We start from the raw sequence: 20,663 nt of genomic DNA, 5'->3' as shown, positions 1-20,663 counted from the left end.
CGGTGCCGTCGTCGGTCCAGAGCGCGGGGCACGCGGGCCCGGGAGACGGCGTCCTCGCGCTCGCGGATCGCCGTGAGGGCGCGGCGCTGCCCGGCGTCGAGGGCGGGGATTGCGGGGTCCATCGGCCTCCCCTTCGTGCGCGCGGCCGCGGTGCCCGGCGGGCCGGCCGGGGCGGGCCCGCCGGGCGGGGCCGTACGGGTCGGGGTCAGGCGCGGCGGTGGACGGTGGACGGCGGGGTGAGTTCCTGGCGGCCGCCGGTGGCGAGCATCCGGACCTCGTCGCGGTCGCTGATCTCGGCGCGGACGATGCCGCTGTCGTCGGTGTACACCGGGTGCCCACCGGGGCCGAGGGTGCCGGTGGGATGGACCACCACGATGTCGTCGGTGTCCTGGCCGGGGTGCGGGAAGGACAGCTCGTACTCGGTCATGGGGCACCTCCTCGGGCCGCGCGGGTGCGGGACCGCTCACCAGTGTCGCGCCGCGCGGCGGTCCGCGCGCCCCGGGGGCGGCGGCGGAACCCGTCGGCGGGCCGCTGCGTCCCACTGCCGTTCGGTTGGTTCGTACCGGCAGGGGGTCACTCGGATGCGCAGGGGTGTGGCGGCGGCAGTACCGGCTCTGCTGGTGGTGTGCGCGCTGGCAGGCTGCGGCAGCACGGTGGTGCGCGGCGGCCCGCAGGAGGGCGGCGCGACGGCGGACGCGCCCGCACGGCAACGGGCCGCCGAGGTGGCGGCCGCCTGGCCGGGTTCGGCGCAGGAGAAGGCCTGGCGGTCCGGCTACTACCCGGTGGGCGTGCCCGCGGAGTGGCTGCCGCCGGACGCGTTCCACAGCGGCACGGACAAGGACGCGTACCAGTCGGGGCGGCTGGTGCTGGCGGGCGGGCTGCCGCAGACCTTCTCGGGGCTGACGCAGGTGCGGTGGGCGGACGGCTCGCAGCTCACGCTGCCGCTGCGGTCTGCGGACGCGGTGTTCCGGTCGCTGACCGAGGGCAGGCCCGCGTGCAACGGCACCTGCGGGCAGCCACTGACGGTGACGGGCGCGGAGCCGGGCACGCGGGAGGTGGCGACCAGCCGCGGACGGGCGGAGATCCCGGTGTGGCGGTTCCGGATCGCGGGGTACGCCGATCCGTTCACCTACCCGGCGGTGGAGTCGCAGCAGCCCCCGTCGGGGCCGCCCGAGGACGTGCCGGGGGCGCGGCCGGCGTCGTTCGCGGCGGTGTCCGCGGACGGCAGGACGGTGACGGCCGGGGTCGCGCACGGCAGCTGCGAGCGGGTGGAGCGCACCGAGGCGTACGAGACCGGCGCCGCGGTGGTGCTGATCGCCCGGGTCCGGTCGACGGCGCGGCCCGGGACGGCGTGCGACGCGGCGCTGCACGTCTCGCCGGAGCGGTTCCGGCTGGCGGGTCCGCTGGACGGCAGGGTGGTCCTGGACCTGGCCACGGGCGCGCCGCAGGTGCCGACGGGGGCCGTGGACGGCGGTCCGGCACGCGGTCCGGACGGCGGCCGGTAGCGGGCCGTTCCCGGGTCCTGGCAGCGGCGGGCCCGGCGGGGGCAGGATCGGATCCTCTGCGAGAAGGGGCGGTGGCTCCTCGTGTGGCGTACCGAGCGGCTGGTGCTGCGGCTGTGGGAGGCCGGGGACGCGGCGCGTGCCCTGGACCTGTACGGGCGGTGGGAGGTCGCCCGGTGGCTGGGGGCGCAGCCGCGGGTGCTCGCCGACGAGGCGGAGGCGCTGGCGCTGGTCGAACGTTTCCGGGGACGGTCGGCGGACCCGCGGTTCGGTGTGTGGGCGGTCGAACGGGCCGACACCGGAATGGTGGCGGGCTCGGTGCTGCTGGTGCCGCTCCCCGACGGGGACGGCGAGGTGGAGGTGGGGTGGCACTTCCACCCGGACTCCTGGGGGAACGGCTTCGCCACCGAGGCCGCGCGGGCCGCGGTGGCGAAGGGCTTCGCGGACGGCCTGCCGGAGATCCGGGCGGTCGTCCGCCCGGGCAACGCCCCCTCGGCGGCGGTCTGCCGCCGCCTCGGCATGACCCCCGGGGGCCGCACCACCCGCTGGTACGGCACCGAACTGGACGAATTCCTCCTCACGGCGGGCAACCACCCGGGGTGACCGCTCAGGGACGGCCGCTCGGGGGCAGCCCTCAGCGGGTGGCCCGGGCGGCCAGTCGGGTGAGGGTGTCTTCGGCGGTGGTGAGGACGGAGACGTGGCCGTCGTCGGGGCGGGTCCGCAGGTCGGCGGTGGGGATGCGGTCGGCGAGCCAGCGGCTGTGGGCGGCGGGGACGATGCGGTCGCGTTCGCCGTGCACCAGCAGGACGGGTGTGCGGATCCGCCCGGGGTCGAAGCCCCAGGGGGCGGTGTAGGCGAGGTCGTCGTCGATCAGTGCGGCGGGGCCGGCGGCGACGGCGGGGCCGACGACGGTGTCGAACCAGGACCAGACGCCGTGCAGGGCGGCGAGGTCACCGGGGGTGAACTCGCAGTCGTGGTCGGCGCCGTGGTCCTGCTGGTGGCGTTCCTTGACGGCGCGGCCCGCGGCCGCGGCCCGCAGCGAGGCGACCCCGGAGTCGGTCATTCCGGCGTACCAGTCGAGGCCGTCGGCGCCGTACGGGGCGAGTCCGGCGACGGAGGCGGCGGCGAGGACGCGGTCGGGCAGCAGGGCGGCGCAGGCGAGGGCGTGCGGCCCGCCGCCGGAGTGGCCGAGGACGGCGAAGCGTTCGATGCCGAGGGCGTCGGCGAGGGCGGCGGTGTCGGCGGCCGCGGAGGCGATGTCCCGGCCGGGGAGGGGGGTGGAGCCGCCGTAGCCGGGGCGGTCGTAGGAGACGAAGCGGATGCCGAGGCGGGCGGCGGCGGGCAGCAGGGGTGCGGGCGGTGTGCCGAGGTTGGGGGTGCCGTGGTGCCAGACGACGGTGAGCGGGGCGTCGGCGGGTCCGGTGTCGTAGGAGCGGAGGGTGCGGCCGTCGGACAGGTCGAGCTGATGGTCCGTCATAATGCGGACGCTACCGGCCGGGGCCGACAACGGGCCCCGGCCGGTGGCGCGCCGGGCGGGATCGTCAGAACGGGAAGCGGCTGCGACCGTGCTGGATGGAGATCCACTTGACGGTGGTGAAGGCCTCGACGGTGGCGTCGCCGTTGAGGCGGCCGACGCCGGAGTTCTTCTCGCCGCCGAAGGGGACGATCGGCTCGTCGGCGATGGTCCCGTCGTTGATGTGGATCATGCCGGTGTCGATCCGCTGGGCGAAGCGGACGCCGCGCTCGATGTCGCCGGTGTGAACGGCGCCGCTGAGGCCGAACGGGGTGTCGTTGGCGATCTCGACGGCCTGGTCGTCGCCGTCGAAGGGCACCACGACGACGACCGGGCCGAAGATCTCGCGGCGCAGCACGGGGGCGTCGTGCGGGACGCCGGTGAGGACGACCGGGTCCATCAGGGTGCCGACGGTGGTGCCGCGGAGCAGGACCTCGGCGCCGCCGGCGACGGCCTCGTCGACCTGGGCGGTGATGGCGTCGGCCTGGGCGGAGTTGATGAGCGGGCCGATGTCGGTGGCCGGGTCCTGGGGGTCGCCGACGGTGAGGGTGCGGATCTTGGCGACGAACCTGGCGGTGAACTCGTCGAGGACGGAGCGGTCGACGAGGACGCGGTTGGCGGCCATGCAGACCTGGCCCTGGTGGGCGAAGCGGCTGAAGACGGCGGCGTCGACGGCGTAGTCGAGGTCGGCGTCGTCGAGGACGACGAGGGCGCTGTTGCCGCCGAGTTCGAGGACGGTGCGCTTGAAGTGGGAGGCGGCGACGGTGGCGACGTGCCGGCCGACGGCGTCGGAGCCGGTGAAGGCGATGACCTTGGGGACGGGGTGCTCGATGAAGGCGTCGCCGATCTCGGCGATGTCGGTGAGGACGACGTTGAGCAGGCCGGCGGGCAGGCCGGCGTCCTCGAAGAGCTTGGCGATCAGGGTGCCGCCGGTGATCGGGGCGTCCTGGTGGGGCTTGAGGACGACGCCGTTGCCGAGGGCGAGGGCGGGGGCGACGGCCTTGAGGGAGAGGAACAGCGGGAAGTTGAACGGGCTGATGACGCCGACGACGCCGACCGGCAGGCGGTAGAGCCGGTTCTCCTTGCCGTCGACCGGGGAGGGCAGGATGCGGCCCTCGGCGCGCAGCGAGAGCTGCATGCACTCGCGGAGCATGTCCTTGGAGAGGGAGATCTCGAAGGCCGCCTTGAGGCGGGTGCCGCCGAGCTCGGCGATGATCGTGTCGGTGATCTCCTGCTCGCGGTCCTCGATGAGGCGCAGGGCGCGTTCGAAGACGAGGCGGCGGGTGTACGGGTTGGTGGCGGCCCAGGTGCGCTGGGCGCGCTGGGCGGCCCGGTACGCCTGGTCGACCTCGTCGGCGGTGGCGACGGTGATGGCGGCGAGCTTCTCGCCGTCGTAGGGGTTGATGTCGACGATGTCCCACGAGCCGCTGCCGGGGCGCCACTGGCCGTCGATGTACTGCTGCGACAGTTCCGTGAAGTGAGACATCCGCTGCCTTTCGGTGAGGTCCGCCCTCGCAACCGGATTTGACGGAACCTCATCCTACTGACCGACGATCAGATGTCCTGGAGAACGGAGCGGATGAGGGTCAGTGAACGCTCGTGCGAGAGGCTGGCCTCGCTGAGCCGGCGCAGCGCCGCGGCGTACTCGGCGACCTCGGTCGGCCGGTCCAGGTAGAGGGCGCTGGTGAACTGCTCCAGGTAGACGACGTCGGGCAGTTCGGACTCGGTGAAGCCGAGGACGGAGAACGCGCCGGCCTCGGCACCGGGCAGGTCGGTGCCGAGCGGCACCACCTGCAGGGTGACCTCGGGGCGGGCGGCGGCCTCGACGAGGTGCCGGAGCTGGCCGCGCATCACCTCCGGTCCGCCGCAGGGGCGGCGCAGGGCGGCCTCGTCGATGACGGCGTGCAGGGCGGGGGTGCGGCCCCCGGCGAGCAGTTGCTGGCGGCGCATCCGGACAGCGACCCGGCGGTCGACCTCCTGCGCGGTGGCGTGGTGTCGGCCGAGCAGGACGACGGCGCGGGCGTACTCCTCGGTCTGCAGCAGCCCGGGGACGAACTGGATCTCGTAGCTGGCGATCGAGGCCGCGGCCTCCTCCAGGCCGAGGTAGGTCTGGAACCAGGTCGGGACGACGTCCTCGTAACCGTGCCACCAGGAGACGGCGTTGGCCTCGGCGACGAGGCCGAGCAGGGTGGCGCGTTCCTCGCCCCGGTCGAGGCCGTAGAGGGTGAGCAGGTCGGCGACGTCGCGCTCCTTGAAGCCGACCCGGCCGAGCTCCATCCGGCTGATCTTCGACTCGGACGCGCGGATCGAGTAGCCGGCCTCCTCGCGGGTCACGCCGCGGGCCTCGCGCAGCCGCCGCAGCTGGGAGCCCAGCAGCAGCCGGTGCGCGGTCACCCCGCCGCCCGTGTGGAGCATGCTCATCGCGCCGACCTCCGTGTCCGGTGGGGCAGTTGCCCGTCGGGCGCAGTCTGCCACCAGGGTCGGACAGCGGGAAGGGCGCGCCGCGCCGCTCCCAGCCGATTGCCAGGAAAGTCGTGGAGCGCACGCCCGGTGCGGGCCGTCGGCATGCCGACGACGGGCGGCGGACGGGCCGGAACAGCAGGCAGCGCCTGCCCCCAACTGGTCGGGGAGTGGGCAGGCGCTGCAACCGCAGGGTCCCGGCGGCTCTGGCGGGTCGCGGTGTTACTGCAGCCGGAGTTGTCTCCGGTCGTGCGGGGTGTCAGACCACCAGGGGGCGGTCCGTCGGGCGGATCGGGGCGGGCAGCGGGGTCTTGCCGCCGAGGTACTTGTCCACCGCGGCTGCGGCGGAGCGGCCCTCGGCGATCGCCCAGACGATGAGCGACTGGCCGCGGCCCGCGTCACCGCAAACGTACACGCCCTCGACGTTGGTGGCGAACTTGCCGTCACGGGCGACGTTGCCGCGGGCGTCCAGCTCGACGCCGAGCTGCTCGACCAGGCCGTTCTTGACGTCGGTGCCGGTGAAGCCCATGGCCAGGGTGACGAGCTGGGCCGGGATGGCGCGCTCGCTGCCGGGCACCTGCTCGAACTTGCCGTCCTTGAACTCGACCTCGACGAGGTGGAGCTGCTGGACGTTGCCCTCCTCGTCACCGCTGAAGTGGGTGGTGGAGACGGAGTAGATCCGCTCGCCGCCCTCCTCGTGCGCGGAGGTGACCTTGTAGGTCATCGGCATGGTCGGCCAGGGCTGGTGGCCGGGGCGCTCCTCGCCGGGGCGCGGCATGATCTCCAGCTGGGTGACCGAGGCCGCGCCCTGGCGGTGGGCGGTGCCGACGCAGTCCGCGCCGGTGTCGCCGCCGCCGATGACGACCACGTGCTTGCCCTTGGCGCTGATCGGGGAGTCGACGTAGTCGCCCTCCTGCACCTTGTTGGCGAGCGGCAGGTACTCCATGGCCTGGTGGATGCCGGCCAACTCCCGGCCCGGGACGGGCAGGTCGCGGGCGGTGGTGGCGCCGGCCGCGACGACGACCGCGTCGAAGCGCTCGCGCAGCTGCTGGCCGGTGATGTCCTCGCCGACGTGGACGCCGGTGCGGAAGCGGGTGCCCTCCGCGCGCATCTGCTCGATGCGGCGGTTGATGTGCCGCTTCTCCATCTTGAACTCGGGGATGCCGTAGCGCAGCAGACCGCCGATGCGGTCGGCGCGCTCGTACACGACCACGGTGTGGCCGGCCCGGGTGAGCTGCTGGGCGGCGGCCAGGCCGGCCGGGCCGGAGCCGACGACGGCCACGGTCTTGCCGGACAGGCGCTCCGGGACCTGCGGGGTGACGCCGCCGCGGTCCCAGGCCTTGTCGATGATGGTGACCTCGACGTTCTTGATGGTCACCGCGTCCTGGTTGATGCCGAGGACGCACGCCGACTCACAGGGCGCCGGGCAGAGGCGGCCGGTGAACTCCGGGAAGTTGTTGGTGGCGTGCAGGCGCTCGATGGCGCCCGTCCAGTCGTCCCGGTAGGCCAGGTCGTTCCACTCGGGGATGAGGTTCCCGAGCGGGCAGCCGTTGTGGCAGAACGGGATGCCGCAGTCCATGCAGCGGCCGGCCTGCTTGGTGATGATCGGCAGGAGGCTGCGCTCGACGTAGACCTCGTTCCAGTCCCGCAGACGGACGTCCACGGGACGGCGCTCGGCCAGCTGCTTCGGGGTGGTCAGGAAGCCCTTCGGGTCAGCCATGTGCCGCCTCCATCATCTTGCGAGTGGTCTCGGACTCGGAGAGCCCGTCGCGCTCAGCGGCATCCTTGGCGGCGAGCACAGCCTTGTAGTCGGTGGGCATGATCTTGGAGAAGCGGGAGACGCCGCTGCCCCAGTCGGCGAGGAGCTCGGCGGCCACGGTGGAGCCGGTCTCCTCGTAGTGCTGCTGCACGGTCTCGCGCAGCCAGTCGCGGTCCTTGGCGTCGGGGGCCTCGATGCCGACCATGCCGCCGTTGACGTTGGCCGGGCGCAGGTCGAGGACGTACGCGATGCCGCCGGACATGCCCGCTGCCAGGTTGCGCCCGGTCTCGCCGAGGACGACGACCCGGCCGCCGGTCATGTACTCGAGGCCGTGGTCGCCCACGCCCTCGACGACCAGGGTGGCACCGGAGTTGCGGACGGCGAAGCGCTCGCCGGCCTTGCCGCGCAGGTGGATGCGGCCGCTGGTGGCACCGTACCCGATGGTGTTGCCGGCGATGACGTGGTTCTGCGCGTCGGCGCCGATGGCCGCGGCGTCGCGGGCCGGGCGGACGACGATGACGCCGCCGGACAGGCCCTTGCCGACGTAGTCGTTGGCGTCGCCCTCCAGGCGCAGGGTCACGCCCTTCGGCACGAAGGCGCCGAACGACTGGCCGGCGGAGCCGGTGAAGGTCACGTCGATGGTGCCCTCGGGCAGGCCCTCGCCGCGGTACTTCTTGGTCACCCGGTGGCCGAGCATGGTGCCGACCGTGCGGTTGACGTTGCGGATGGGCAGCTGGATCCGGACGGCCTCGCCGCGCTCCAGGGCGTCCTCGGCCAGCTCGATGAGCTGGTTGTCGAGGGCCTTGTCGAGCGAGTGGTCCTGCCCGGTGGTGTTGTGCAGGGCCGCGCCCTCCGGCAGCTCGGGCACGTGGAACAGCGGCGCCAGGTCGAGGCCGGCGGCCTTCCAGTGGCCGATCGCGTCCGCCGCGTCGATGTGCTCGGCGTGGCCGACGGCCTCCTCGATCGAGCGGAAGCCCAGCTCGGCGAGGATCTCGCGGACCTCCTCCGCGATGAACTCGAAGAAGTTCACCACGAACTCCGGCTTGCCGGAGAAGCGGTCGCGCAGCACGGGGTTCTGGGTGGCGACGCCGACCGGGCAGGTGTCCAGGTGGCAGACGCGCATCATGATGCAGCCGGAGACCACCAGCGGGGCGGTCGCGAAGCCGAACTCCTCGGCGCCCAGCAGGGCGGCGATGACGACGTCGCGGCCGGTCTTCAGCTGGCCGTCGGTCTGCACGACGATGCGGTCGCGCAGGCCGTTCAGCAGCAGGGTCTGCTGGGTCTCGGCGAGGCCGAGCTCCCAGGGGCCGCCCGCGTGCTTGAGCGAGGTCAGCGGCGAGGCGCCGGTGCCGCCGTCGTGGCCGGAGACCAGCACCACGTCGGCGTGCGCCTTGGAGACGCCCGCGGCGACGGTGCCGACGCCGACCTCGGAGACCAGCTTCACGTGGATGCGGGCCTCGGGGTTGGCGTTCTTGAGGTCGTGGATCAGCTGGGCCAGATCCTCGATGGAGTAGATGTCGTGGTGCGGCGGCGGGGAGATCAGGCCGACGCCCGGGGTGGAGTGCCGGGTGCTGGCGACCCACGGGTACACCTTGTGGCCGGGCAGCTGGCCGCCCTCGCCGGGCTTGGCGCCCTGGGCCATCTTGATCTGGATGTCGTCCGCGTTGACCAGGTACTCGCTGGTGACGCCGAAGCGGCCGGAGGCGACCTGCTTGATCGCGGAGCGGCGCTCCGGGTCGTACAGGCGGTCCGGGTCCTCGCCGCCCTCACCGGTGTTGGACTTGCCGCCGAGGCGGTTCATCGCGATGGCGAGGGTCTCGTGCGCTTCGCGCGAGATGGAGCCGTACGACATGGCGCCGGTGGAGAAGCGCTTGACGATCTCGGAGACCGGCTCGACCTCGTCGATCGGGATCGGGGTGCGGTCCTTGGCGTCCAGCTTGAACAGGCCGCGCAGCGTCATCAGGCGCTCGGACTGCTCGTTCACCCGGGAGGTGTACTGCTTGAAGATGTCGTACCGCTTGTTGCGGGTGGAGTGCTGCAGGCGGAAGACCGTGTCCGGGTCGAACAGGTGCGGCTCGCCCTCGCGGCGCCACTGGTACTCGCCGCCGATCTCCAGCGCGCGGTGCGCGGCCGGGATGCCGGAGGCCGGGTACGCCTTGGCGTGGCGGGCGGCGGTCTCCTTGGCGATCTCGTCCAGGCCGATGCCGCCGAGCTTGGTGGTGGTGCCGGCGAAGTAGCCGTCGACCAGCTCCTGGGAGAGGCCGATCGCCTCGAAGACCTGGGCGCCGCGGTACGAGGCCACGGTGGAGATGCCCATCTTCGACATGACCTTGAGCACGCCCTTGCCGAGCGCCTTGATCAGGTTCTTGATGGCCTTCTCGGGCTCGACGCCCTGGATGAAGACGCCCTGCGCGACCAGGTCCTCGACGGACTCCATCGCCAGGTACGGGTTGACCGCGCCGGCGCCGTAGCCGACCAGCAGCGCGACGTGGTGCACCTCGCGGACGTCGCCGGCCTCGACGATCAGTGACACCTGGGTGCGCTGCTTGGTGCGGATCAGGTGGTGGTGGATCGCGGAGGTGAGGAGCAGCGACGGGATCGGCGCGTGCTCGGCGTCCGAGTGGCGGTCGGAGAGGACGACGATGCGGGCGCCGTCGGCGATCGCGGCGTCGGCCTCGGCGGCGATCTCGGCCAGGCGGGTGGCGAGGCCGGCGCCGCCGGTCGACACCTTGTACAGGCCGGACAGCGTGACGGCCTTCAGTCCGGGCTGGTCGCCGTCGGCGTTGATGTGGATCAGCTTGGCCAGCTCGTCGTTGTCGATCACCGGGAAGGTGATGCCGACGGAGCGGCAGTGCGAGGGCTGCGCGTCGAGCAGGTTGCCCTCGGGGCCGAGGTTGCTCAGCAGCGAGGTGACGAGCTCCTCGCGGATGGCGTCCAGCGGCGGGTTGGTGACCTGCGCGAAGAGCTGCACGAAGTAGTCGAACAGCAGGCGCGGCTTCTCGGAGAGCGCGGCGATCGGCGAGTCGGTGCCCATCGAGCCGAGCGCCTCGCCCCCGGTCTTGGCCATCGGCGCCAGGATGACGCGCAGCTCCTCCTCGGTGTAGCCGAAGGTCTGCTGACGGCGGGTCACCGAGGCGTGGGTGTGGGCGATGTGCTCGCGCTCGGGGAGCTTGGCGAGCTGGATCTGCCCGGCGGCGACCCACTCCTCGTAGGGGTGCTCGCCGGCGAGGGCGGACTTGATCTCCTCGTCCTCGACGATGCGGCCCTCGGCCGTGTCGACCAGGAACATCTTGCCGGGCTGCAGGCGGCCCTTCTTGACGACCCGCTCCTGCTCGATGTCGAGCACGCCGACCTCGGAGGAGAGGACGACGAGGCCGTCCTCGGTGATCCAGTAGCGGGCGGGGCGCAGGCCGTTGCGGTCGAGGACCGCGCCGACCTGGGTGCCGTCGGTGAAGGTGACGCAGGCCGGGCCGTCCCAGGGCTCCATCAGGTTGGAGTGGTACTGGTAGAAGGCGCGGCGGGCCGGCTCCATGGTGGCGTGGTTCTCCCACGCCTCCGGGATCATCATCAGCACCGCGTGCGGCAGCGAGCGGCCGCCGAGGTGGAGCAGCTCCAGGACCTCGTCGAAGGAGGCCGAGTCGGAGTGGTCCGGGGTGCAGATCGGGAAGATCCGCTCCAGGCCGCGGCCGTCGGCGTTCGCGGGGATGAGGTCGGTGGCGAGCTGGGACTCGCGGGCGGTCATCCAGTTCCGGTTGCCCTTGACCGTGTTGATCTCGCCGTTGTGCGCGACGAAGCGGTACGGGTGGGCGAGCGGCCAGCTCGGGAAGGTGTTGGTCGAGAACCGCGAGTGCACCAGGCCGACGGCGGAGGCGTAGAGCCGGTCCGACAGGTCGGGGAAGAAGGGCTCCAGCTGGCCGGTGGTCAGCATGCCCTTGTAGACGATGGTGCGGGCGGACAGCGACGGGAAGTAGACGCCGGCCTCGCGCTCGGAGCGCTTGCGGACGACGAAGGCGATCCGGTCGAGCTCGATGCCGGCCTTCTCGCCGTGCGACACGAAGAGCTGGCGGAAGCGCGGCATGACCGAGCGGGCGGTGGCGCCGAGCAGGTCCGGGGTGACCGGGACGTCGCGCCAGCCGAGGACGGTCAGGCCCTCCTCGGCGGCGACGGCCTCGACGGCCGCGACCGCGGCGGCGTCGGCGGCGTCCTCGTCGGGGAGGAAGGCGATGCCCACCGCGTAGGAGCCGGCGGCCGGCAGTTCGAAGGAGACCTTGCTGCGCAGGAAGGCGTCCGGGACCTGGGTCAGGATGCCCGCGCCGTCACCGGAGTCCGGCTCGGCGCCGGTGGCGCCGCGGTGCTCCAGGTTGCGCAGGACGGTCAGCGCCTGGTCGACGACAGTGTGGTCGGCGATGCCGGTCAGCGTGGCGACGAAGCCGACGCCGCAGGCGTCGTGCTCGTTCCGCGGGTCGTACAGGCCCTGAGCAGCAGGTCGCGCATCCGGAACGAGCGCGTACGGGCGGCTGGCCTGCGCGGGCTCGTTGGCGGAGTGCATGGATGCAGACAGCATCGGCTCTCCCGTCGTCGTCTTGTGGCTTGGGAGCACACCGTCCGGCCGGGGGGCCGGAGGGGCTTGGTGCATTAAGGGACGACGTTGGCCCTCTGCGAATTTTCGTGCAGGTTACATGATGCCGGAGATCTTGCGAAGTGGAACAAGGCGTCCATATGGCGGACATAACCCGCAGGTCAGCGGCGGTTACCGGTTAGTAGGACCGGCCCGGTGCAACGCGCAACGGTGCGCGTGTTTCCACCAGTGTGCCCAACGGTCGCGCGGGTGAAACAGAGCCGAAACGCCCTGGCCATGCACGCGCGGACACTGCTCCTGCGATTCCATCCCGTACGACCGAGCGCCGGGATGGAATCGAGGGCCGGAAGCCGCCGCGGAGAGCGTAGAACAGGCATGGACCACCGGCCCATGTGTGGAACGTCACGCACTGTTCGGCATATCCATGCGGCGCGCTGTGGCATCGCACGAGGTCAGCCGAGCTGTCCGCCGATGAGCCGACCCAGCAGGAAGGTCAGCCCGGCGGCCGCGCCGCCCAGCGCCAGCTGCCGCAGGCCGCTGAACCACCAGCTGCGCGCGGTCACCCGGGCGACCACGGCGCCGCACAGGAACAGGCCCAGCGCGGAGGCGATCAGCGCCGGCCAGAGCGCCGTCGCGCCCAGCAGGTACGGCAGCAGCGGCAGCAGCGCGCCCAGCGCGAAGCAGCCGAACGAGGAGGCGGCCGCGACCAGCGGCGAGGGCAGGTCGTCGGGGTCGACGCCCAGCTCCTCGCGGGCGTGCACGGCGAGGGTCTTCTCGGGGTCGCGGGAGAGCTGCCGGGCCACCTCGTGCGCCAGCTCCGGCTCCACGCCCTTGGCCACGTACAGCTGGGCGAGTTCGGCGAGCTCGCCGTGCGGGTTGCGGCGCAGCTCGATCCGCTCGGCCTCGATCTCCGCCTCCACCAGCTCGCGCTGGGAGGCGACCGAGGTGTACTCCCCCGCCGCCATCGAGAAGGCGCCGGCGGCGAGGCCGGCGAGACCGGTGAGGAGGACGGCGCTGCGGCCGGCGTCCCCGCCGACCACGCCGCTCACCAGGGCGAGGTTGGAGACCAGGCCGTCCATCGCGCCGAAGACGGCGGGCCGCAGCCAGCCGCCGTTCACATCGCGGTGGTGCCCGTCCTCCGGGATGCGCGGCTTCGGCTCCTCGGTGGCGGTCGGGTGTGTCACGGTGCTCATGGGTCAGGCCCCCCTGTCGGACGTCCCCCCTGCACAGCCGGGCACGGCGCCGTCGCCGTGGGCCTGGGCAGGGTTGCCCGCAGGGCTCTACGGGTTCGAACGTAGCCCGTTGACCTGCGACTTTCCAGCAAAGTAAGGCTGTCCGAACATGCCGGCGGCCGCCCTCCACACGGGGTGGCGGGCGGCCGTCGGGCGGGCGTTCCGGCAGGTCAGGCGGGGATCAGGCCGACTGCTCCGGGGCGGCGTCGGCCGGCGCGGCGGTGCGCTCGGCGCCACGGGTGCTGTCCGAGGAGCGGGACGGACCGTCCTCGGCGGCCTCGGCGCGGGCCGCCGGGTCGATGGAGTCCGGCGCCTCCCGGCCGGGGCGCAGCCGCGCGGACACCACCAGGTAGGCCACGGCGGCCACGAAGACCACGATCGAGGTCCAGTCGTTGAGGCGCAGGCCCAGGATGTGGTGCGCCTCGTCGATGCGCAGGTACTCGATCCAGAACCGGCCCACGGTGTACGCGGCGACGTACAGGGCGAAGGCCCGGCCGTGGCCGAGGGTGAAGCGGCGGTCGGCCCAGATCACCAGCAGGGCCACGCCGACGCACCAGAGCGACTCGTACAGGAAGGTGGGGTGGAAGACGCCCTCGATCACGGTGCCGTCCGACTCCACCTTGTGGATCTCCAGGCCCCAGGGCAGCGTGGTCGGCTTGCCGTACAGCTCCTGGTTGAACCAGTTGCCCCAGCGGCCGAAGGCCTGGGCGAGGGCGATGCCGGGCGCGATGGCGTCGGCGTAGGCGGGCAGCGGCACGCCGCGGCGGCGGCAGCCGATCCACGCGCCGACCGCGCCGAGCGCGATCGCGCCCCAGATGCCGAGGCCGCCCTCCCAGATCTTGAAGGCGTTCCACGGGTTCTTGCCGTCGCCGAAGTACAGCTGGTGATCGGTGATCACGTGGTACAGCCGGCCGCCGACCAGGCCGAAGGGCACGGCCCAGACGGCGATGTCGCCGACGGTGTGCTTGGCACCGCCCCGGGCGACCCAGCGCTTGCTGCCGAGCCAGACCGCGACGACGACGCCGATGATGATGCAGAACGCGTAGGCGCGCAGCGGGACCGGCCCCAGGTGGAGGACGCCCCGCGACGGGCTCGGGATGTATGCGAGATCCATGGCAGGGTCGACGCTACCGTGTCCCGGCCGCCGGATCGGCACCGGCGCGGGTCACAGCTTCCGAACGGTCGCGGGGCGGCCCGGGCGGCCGGGCTGCGGGGGTGCCGGTCAGGGGGTGGCCGCGGCGCTCGTGGCCTGGGCCGCGGGCGATCCGGTGGTGCCGAGCTTCTTGCCCTGGTTGGCCTCGTCGACCCACTTCACGAGGTTCTCCGGGGAGATCTGCTCATCGCCCTTCTTCGGGTAGATCGGGGTGCCGTTCAGCGTCAGGGTCGGCGTGGACTTGAAGCCGGACTTGTCGAAGTCCTGCTGGACGGCGGAGACCCAGTCGCCGTACTTGTTGTCGTTGACGCAGGCCCGGAAGGTCGGGGTGTCCAGGCCGGGGACCTGCTGGGCGAGGTCGATCAGGGCCGCCTTGTCGCCGTAGGTGTCGGCGGTCTCCGGCGGCTGGTTCTTGTAGAGGACGTCGTGGTAGGCGCGGAACTTGCCGGCGTCCTGCGCGCAGGCGAGGGCGTTGGCGCCGTACTTGGAGCCCTTGCCGCCGAGCGAGCGGTCGATGAACGACACGATGTGGTAGTTCACGGCGAGCTTGCCCGCGTCCTCCAGCTCGTTGACGGTCTGGACGAAGGCCTGCTCGAAGCTGCCGCAGGCGGGGCAGCGCGGGTCCTCGTAGACGGTGAGCACGGAGGGGGCGTCGGCGGCGCCGGAGGGGATGACGAGGTTCTTCTCGCCGATGGTGCCGGTGGGGGCGGCGGTCGGCGTCTCCGGCGTGGAGCGCTCGTTCTGCACGATCACACCGGTGACGACCGCGGCGGCGATCACCGCGACCGCGACGCCGGCGACGATCAGCTGCTTCTTGCGGCGGCCACGGGCCTCGTCGGCGGCACGCTGCTGCAGCATGCGCTCGCGGGCTGTGCGCTTTCCTTCTCGGTTCTTGTCGCTCATGGGTGCTGTTTCCAAGGCCGTGTCCGGGTCGTCGAAGGGATGCGGGGTGTCCGCGGGGTCGGGGGTGCAGGGGTGCGGGCGCCCGGGCGGGGGCGGCGCGGGGGTCGGTGTCAGGCGGCGAGCCAGGAGTCGACGGAGAACTTCGTCCTCGGCCGGAAGACCAGCCAGAGGGCGAGCAGCAGGAAGCCCGTGTCGCGGAGGATCTCCCGGAAGTACTCCGTCTTGGACGCGTCGACCGCGCCGCCGCCGCCGAAGCAGCCGCAGTCGATGGAGATGCCGCGGGCCCAGGCCGAGGCGATGCCCGCGATGAAGGTGAGCAGCAGCAGGGCGGAGACCGCGGCGACCAGCCGGGTGCCGAGGCCGATCAGCAGCAGCAGGGCGAGCGCGAGTTCCAGGAACGGCAGGCCGTAGCCGACCGGTTTGACCAGGGACTCGGGCAGGATCTCGTAGGCGCGGACGGCCTGGGCGGCCTCCGCCGGGTCGGAGACCTTGGCGAGCCCGGCCCAGCCCCAGACCACGGCGAGCCCGAGCCGGGCGGCCAGGCCGATCCATTCGGCGGCGGGGCCGGAGAGCAGCCGGCGGAGCCCTCCGTCGGCGTGCGGCCGGATCGTCTGCGGACTGGCCATGGCTCTCCCCCTGGGCATGTGCGGCTCCGCGCGGCGCCGCACGGACTCGGTGCGGCGCTGTACGGACTCGGTGCGGCGGGCCGCGGCGAGCGGCCCCTGACGGATGAACCGTAGAGGAAGAGGTGCGGTTCCTCCGCATTAGCGAATTAAGCCGAAAGGGTGAGATTTTCGCTGCTGATGTCCGGCTTGTTCTAACGGGTCTGACGATCCGTCCGGCCGCAGCGGCCGCCCGGCGTGTCGGGGCCGGCGGGCGGACGGCCGTGGTGGCCCGCCGCCGGGCCGTCGAGCTCGGCGAGGGCCGCCGCGGCGGCGGTACAGGCCCGGGCGTCCCGGTCGGCCTGTTCGGCACCGCGCCTGGCCAGCGCCTGCCCCGCCGAGGTCTGCACCGCGAGGGCCGCGCCCAGCGCGAGGGCGGCGGCCGCCGCACGGATCAGGACGGCGCGGTGCAGGAACGGCACGAGCGGGCCTCTCGACGGTCTGGGCGGTTGCAGGGTGCACGAACCACGGAGTGCGGACGGCACCGTCAACCCGTCCCTCCGCTCAACGCGGGTCAACCGCGCGCGATGCGCACAGGGCCAGCTCTCCACTCGTCCGGGTGAACCGAACGCGCGACGGGAGCGCTCCGGGAGGCGCCCGGGAACGCCGGCGGCCCGCCGCCTCGGGCGAGGCGACGGGCCGTCGGACGGTACGGGCGGTGCGGCTACCGGCGGCGGACTCCGGCCGCGAGGTCGGCGGCGAGCGCCCGCACGGCGTCCAGCGCCGCGGCGGTGTCGCCGTCGGCGTCCAGGATGCGCTGGACGAAGGCCGATCCGACGATCACACCGTCGGCGAAGCCCGCGACCTCGGCGGCCTGGTCGGCGGTGGAGACGCCGAGGCCGACGCAGACCGGCAGGTCGGTGGTGGCCCGGGTGCGGGCGACCAGGTCCTCGGCGAGGTTGCCGACCCGGGCCCGGGTGCCGGTGACGCCCATGACCGCGGCGGCGTAGACGAAGCCGGAGCCGGCCGCGGTGACCTCGGCGAGGCGGGCGTCCTTGCTGCTGGGGGCGACCACGAACACGGTGTCCAGACCGTGCTCGCCCGCCGCCTTGCGCCACTCCTCGGACTCCTCGACCGGCAGGTCGGGCAGGATGCAGCCCGCTCCGCCGGCCGCCGCCAGGTCGGCGGCGAACCGGGCGACGCCGTAGCGGTCGACCGGGTTCCAGTAGGTCATGACCAGCACCGCGGCCTCGGGGTGCGCGGCGGCGACCTCGGCGACGGTGTGCAGCACGTCCTTGATCCGGACGCCGCCGCGCAGCGCGATGTCGTCGGCGGTCTGGATGGTCGGGCCGTCCAGCACCGGGTCGGAGTGCGGCAGGCCGATCTCGACGACGTCGCAGCCGCCCTCGATCAGGGCGTTGACCGCGGCGATGCCGCCGTCGACGGTCGGGAAGCCGGCCGGCAGGTAGCCGATCAGGGCGGCGCGGTTCTCCGCCTTGGCCGCGGCCAGGACGCTGCTGAGCTTGGATGCCATGGTCAGTTGCCCTCGCCGCTCTCGGTGGTCGCCTGGTCGTAGAGGCCGAAGTACTCGGCTGCGGTGTGCATGTCCTTGTCGCCGCGGCCGGAGAGGCTGACGAGGATCGTCGCCTCCGGGCCGAGCTCGCGGCCGAGCTCCAGGGCGCCGGCCAGCGCGTGGGCGCTCTCGATGGCCGGGATGATGCCCTCGGTGCGGGACAGCAGGCGCAGCGCCTGCATGGCGGCGTCGTCGGTGACCGGGCGGTACTCGGCGCGGCCGGTGTCCTTGAGCCAGGCGTGCTCGGGCCCGACGCCGGGGTAGTCCAGGCCGGCCGAGATGGAGTGCGACTCGATGGTCTGGCCGTCCTCGTCCTGCAGGACGTAGGTGCGCGAGCCGTGCAGCACGCCGGGGTCGCCCTTGGTGAGGGTGGCGGCGTGGCGCGGGGTGTCGGCGCCCTCGCCGGCCGCCTCGCAGCCGATCAGGCGGACGCCGGAGTCCGGGATGAACTCGTGGAAGATGCCCATCGCGTTGGAGCCGCCGCCGACGCAGGCGACGACCGCGTCGGGCAGCCGGCCGGTGCGCTCCAGGACCTGCTCGCGGGCCTCGACGCCGATCACCCGGTGGAAGTCGCGGACCATCATCGGGAAGGGGTGCGGGCCGGCGACGGTGCCGAACAGGTAGTGGGTGGAGTCGACGTTGGCGACCCAGTCGCGGAACGCCTCGTTGATGGCGTCCTTGAGGGTGCGGCTGCCGGACTTCACGGCGACGACCTCGGCGCCGAGCATCCGCATCCGGGCGACGTTCAGCGCCTGGCGCTGCGTGTCGACCTCGCCCATGTAGATGGTGCAGTCGAAGCCGAACAGCGCGCAGGCGGTGGCGGTGGCCACGCCGTGCTGGCCGGCGCCGGTCTCGGCGATGATCCGGGTCTTGCCCATCCGCCGGGTGAGCAGGGCCTGGCCCAGCACGTTGTTGATCTTGTGCGAGCCGGTGTGGTTCAGGTCCTCGCGCTTGAGCAGGATGCGCGCGCCGCCGGCCTCGGCGGAGAACCGCCGGACGTCGGTGAGCGGGCTGGGCCGGCCGGTGTAGTCCTTGAGCAACGCGTCGAGCTCGGCGGCGAAGGCCGGGTCGGTCTTGGCCTTCTCGTACTCCTCGGCGACCTGCTCGACGGCGGCGACCAGCGCCTCCGGGATGAAACGGCCGCCGTAGGCGCCGAAGTAGCCGCGCGCGTCCGGGACGTGGGCGCCCGGCAGGTAGTCCTTCTCGGACATGGTGAAGCGTCCTTCTGGGTCGATGGGATGACAGGAGGGACGGCCGCTCAGCGGCCGTGCGTCCTGCGCCATCGACGGCCCGGCACCTGGCCGGGCTCGCAGCCGATCACGTAGCGCACCCGCCGCCCCAGCACCCGGCGTGCGGGCGCGCGGCAGCCGCGCGGGCGGCAGCCGGGGGCGAGGCGGGAGGCGAGTTTCACGGCAGCGGTCAGCCCTTGTGGCGGAGGGCCGGGTGGGCGCCGGCGGCGACCAGGTCGGCCACCGCGGCCTTCGGGTCCCCGCCGGTCACCAGGGACTCGCCGACCAGCACCGCGTCGGCACCGAGGTTGGCGTACTGGATGACGTCGAGCGGGCCGCGGACACCGGACTCGGCGACCTTGACGATCCCGGCCGGGATCGCGTCGACCACGTTGCCGAAGGTGTTGCGGTCCACCTCGAGGGTCTTGAGGTTGCGGGCGTTCACACCGATGATCTTCGCGCCGGCGTCCACCGCACGGGCGATCTCCTCCTCGTCGTGCACCTCGACCAGCGGGGTGAGCCCGATCGACTCGGCCCGCTCGACGAGCGAGACCAGGGCCGGCTGGTCCAGGGCCGCGACGATCAGCAGCGCGAGGTCGGCGCCGTGCGCGCGGGCCTCCCACAGCTGGTACGCGGTGACGATGAAGTCCTTGCGGAGCACCGGGGTGTCGACCGCGGCACGGACCGCGTCGAGGTCCGCGAGGGAGCCGCCGAAGCGGCGCTGCTCGGTCAGCACGCTGATCGCGGCCGCGCCGCCGGCCGCGTAGTCCAGCGCCAGGGCGGCGGGATCGGCGATGGCCGCCAGTGCGCCCTTGGAGGGGCTGGAGCGCTTGACCTCGCAGATCACCCGGACGCCGTCGCCGCGCAGCGCGGCCACGCCGTCCTTGGCCACCGGCGCCTTGGCGGCGAGCTCCTTGAGCTCGTCCAGGGACACCTGGGCCTGTCGCTCGGCGAGGTCCTCACGGACCCCGTCGATGATCTCGTCGAGCACACTCACGCGAGCGCCCCCATGTCGTCTTATGGCTGGGTGCCGGGAGGTGCGGAGGACTCCGGACCCGCCCGGCCTGGCTGTGCGGTCAAAACCTCGGGGGCGTTTCGCACGAACCGGTGAGGATGGTGTGCAGACGCGCCCCCGTTGGCCCTTCGATGGTATCGGGCGCCGGGGGCACAGGGCGCATCCGCCCGGCGCGCGTCTCGCGGAGCGGACCGCACGGCGGCGGGCGGGCGGCCCCTGACGGCGGGCGGGCCGGACGGCGCCGACACCACGGGACGGCCGGGTCAGACCAGTGGCGGTGCCAGGCCGGCGCCGGCGGGCAGGTTGCGCAGCACGGTGAAGACCACCAGTGCCACGGCCAGCAGCACCGTCTGCGGAAGGGTGACGACGAACCTCGGCGGTGCGCCGCCGGTGACGGCGGACCACAGCCAGCGGAGCCAGAACACCGCGGCGGCCACGGCCAGCACCATGACCAGCAGGTTGTCGTGGCCGGCCGCGTTCAGGTCGCCGTGGGTCAGCGCGTGCACGCAGCGCAGGCCGCCGCAGCCCGGGCAGAACCAGCCGGTGGCCTGCAGCACCGGGCAGGTCGGGTAGTGGCCCGGCGCATTGGGGTCGACGGCGGCGACGTACGCGGTGGGCAGCCCGACGGCCACCAGCGCAGCCAGCGGGCGGGACAGCCGGCGGCCGAGCGGCACGGGGAGGACGGGAGCGTTCACGCCGCCGATTCTCCTCCCCCGGCCGCCGCGTACGGCGCAGGGCCGCGCGGTGACCGTGGCGTGCCGGACGTGCGCGCGCCCCCGGTCACGACGGGTGACCGGGGGCGCGGCGCTGCGGCGCAGGTGTGGCGCAGGTGTCAGGCGGCGCTGACGGGGGTGCGCTCCTCGGCGGCCGGGGCGGCGGCGGGGGCGAAGTTGGTGCTGGGCTGCTTGCCCATGCCGGCCATCGACATCGCCTTGCCGACCACGCCGGCGGCCACCACGATCACCAGGCCGACCACGACGAGCAGCACGTTGGGGATGATCATGGCGACGCCGCTGACCGTGAAACCGATGAAAGCGATGGTCACGCCGGTCCAGGCGGCGGGAGTGTGGCCGTGCGCTGCTGCCGACATCTGCTGGTGCTCCTTGTTCTCCGGATCCCGGCCGGGCACCTCGGGGCGCTCGA

At 73.2% G+C, this 20,663-nt stretch carries 18 protein-coding genes; 2 read left to right on the top strand and 16 right to left on the bottom strand.

Translation table 11 applies throughout. From position 1 onward, the window contains the following. Nucleotides 1–205: 205 nt before the first annotated feature. Nucleotides 206–427, bottom strand: coding sequence for a DUF6296 family protein (locus tag AB0442_RS11310; RefSeq protein WP_363544543.1), 222 nt, complete (start codon nt 425–427; stop codon nt 206–208). Nucleotides 428–581: 154 nt separating this feature from the next. On the opposite strand from AB0442_RS11310, the gene AB0442_RS11305 reads away from it, so the two are divergent. Next, entirely contained in the window at nt 582–1,505 is a 924-nt protein-coding gene (locus AB0442_RS11305; protein ID WP_366162222.1) for a hypothetical protein, read from the top strand. An 81-nt stretch (nt 1,506–1,586) separates the two neighbouring features. Further along, the gene (locus tag AB0442_RS11300) at nt 1,587–2,105 is read left to right on the top strand and encodes a GNAT family N-acetyltransferase (protein WP_366162220.1); all 519 of its coding nucleotides are present in this window, start codon (nt 1,587–1,589) and stop codon (nt 2,103–2,105) included. Nucleotides 2,106–2,136: 31 nt separating this feature from the next. Here the strand turns inward: AB0442_RS11300 and AB0442_RS11295 are convergent, their stop codons facing one another. The 15 genes from AB0442_RS11295 to AB0442_RS11225 all read right to left on the bottom strand — a co-directional run bounded on the left by AB0442_RS11295 (nt 2,137) and on the right by AB0442_RS11225 (nt 20,610). Continuing rightward, complete coding sequence (locus AB0442_RS11295) at nt 2,137–2,979, bottom strand: alpha/beta hydrolase (protein WP_366162219.1); 843 nt, start codon at nt 2,977–2,979, stop codon at nt 2,137–2,139. Nucleotides 2,980–3,043: 64 nt separating this feature from the next. Then, nucleotides 3,044–4,501 carry an aldehyde dehydrogenase family protein gene (locus AB0442_RS11290; RefSeq protein ID WP_366162218.1) on the bottom strand — a complete coding sequence of 486 codons (1,458 nt, stop codon included), beginning with the start codon at nt 4,499–4,501 and terminating at the stop codon, nt 3,044–3,046. Nucleotides 4,502–4,569: 68 nt separating this feature from the next. Next, nucleotides 4,570–5,436, bottom strand: coding sequence for a helix-turn-helix transcriptional regulator (locus tag AB0442_RS11285; RefSeq protein ID WP_366162216.1), 867 nt, complete (start codon nt 5,434–5,436; stop codon nt 4,570–4,572). A gap of 298 nt (nt 5,437–5,734) precedes the next feature. Further along, complete coding sequence (locus tag AB0442_RS11280) at nt 5,735–7,195, bottom strand: glutamate synthase subunit beta (RefSeq protein ID WP_366162215.1); 1,461 nt, start codon at nt 7,193–7,195, stop codon at nt 5,735–5,737. Further along, nucleotides 7,188–11,783: a glutamate synthase large subunit gene (gltB, locus tag AB0442_RS11275; protein WP_366162302.1), complete on the bottom strand. Its 4,596-nt coding sequence runs from the start codon at nt 11,781–11,783 to the stop codon at nt 7,188–7,190. The genes AB0442_RS11280 and gltB overlap by 8 nt, the downstream gene beginning before the upstream one ends. A 482-nt stretch (nt 11,784–12,265) precedes the next feature. Continuing rightward, nucleotides 12,266–13,006 carry a VIT1/CCC1 transporter family protein gene (locus AB0442_RS11270; RefSeq protein WP_366162213.1) on the bottom strand — a complete coding sequence of 247 codons (741 nt, stop codon included), beginning with the start codon at nt 13,004–13,006 and terminating at the stop codon, nt 12,266–12,268. Nucleotides 13,007–13,226: 220 nt separating this feature from the next. Further along, entirely contained in the window at nt 13,227–14,159 is a 933-nt protein-coding gene (lgt, locus tag AB0442_RS11265) for a prolipoprotein diacylglyceryl transferase (RefSeq protein WP_366162212.1), read from the bottom strand. Nucleotides 14,160–14,267: 108 nt separating this feature from the next. Continuing rightward, on the bottom strand, nt 14,268–15,101 hold the full coding sequence (locus AB0442_RS11260) for a thioredoxin domain-containing protein (protein WP_366162210.1): 834 nt from the start codon (nt 15,099–15,101) through the stop codon (nt 14,268–14,270). A 110-nt stretch (nt 15,102–15,211) separates the two neighbouring features. Beyond that, complete coding sequence (locus AB0442_RS11255; protein WP_366162209.1) at nt 15,212–15,727, bottom strand: MauE/DoxX family redox-associated membrane protein; 516 nt, start codon at nt 15,725–15,727, stop codon at nt 15,212–15,214. A 191-nt stretch (nt 15,728–15,918) separates the two neighbouring features. Next, nucleotides 15,919–16,185, bottom strand: coding sequence for a hypothetical protein (locus AB0442_RS11250; RefSeq protein WP_366162207.1), 267 nt, complete (start codon nt 16,183–16,185; stop codon nt 15,919–15,921). Nucleotides 16,186–16,427: 242 nt separating this feature from the next. Further along, on the bottom strand, nt 16,428–17,237 hold the full coding sequence (trpA, locus tag AB0442_RS11245) for a tryptophan synthase subunit alpha (protein ID WP_366162206.1): 810 nt from the start codon (nt 17,235–17,237) through the stop codon (nt 16,428–16,430). Nucleotides 17,238–17,239: 2 nt separating this feature from the next. Then, nucleotides 17,240–18,487, bottom strand: coding sequence for a tryptophan synthase subunit beta (gene trpB, locus AB0442_RS11240; RefSeq protein WP_366162204.1), 1,248 nt, complete (start codon nt 18,485–18,487; stop codon nt 17,240–17,242). 208 nt (nt 18,488–18,695) lie between these two features. Beyond that, a complete protein-coding gene (gene trpC / locus AB0442_RS11235) occupies nt 18,696–19,502 on the bottom strand; it encodes an indole-3-glycerol phosphate synthase TrpC (RefSeq protein ID WP_366162202.1) in 807 nt (268 codons plus the stop codon). Nucleotides 19,503–19,783: 281 nt separating this feature from the next. Beyond that, nucleotides 19,784–20,215, bottom strand: a complete 432-nt coding sequence (locus AB0442_RS11230; RefSeq protein ID WP_366162201.1) for a DUF2752 domain-containing protein — start codon at nt 20,213–20,215, stop codon at nt 19,784–19,786. Between the two features lie 137 nt (nt 20,216–20,352). After that, nucleotides 20,353–20,610 carry an HGxxPAAW family protein gene (locus tag AB0442_RS11225; protein ID WP_363544563.1) on the bottom strand — a complete coding sequence of 86 codons (258 nt, stop codon included), beginning with the start codon at nt 20,608–20,610 and terminating at the stop codon, nt 20,353–20,355. Nucleotides 20,611–20,663: the final 53 nt, after the last annotated feature.

Source organism: Kitasatospora sp. NPDC085895 (assembly GCF_040702125.1).
Taxonomy (GTDB): Bacteria; Actinomycetota; Actinomycetes; order Streptomycetales; family Streptomycetaceae; genus Kitasatospora; species Kitasatospora arboriphila.
The sequence above is the reverse complement of the archived record's forward strand: the minus strand, read 5'-3'. Positions and strand labels throughout refer to the sequence as shown.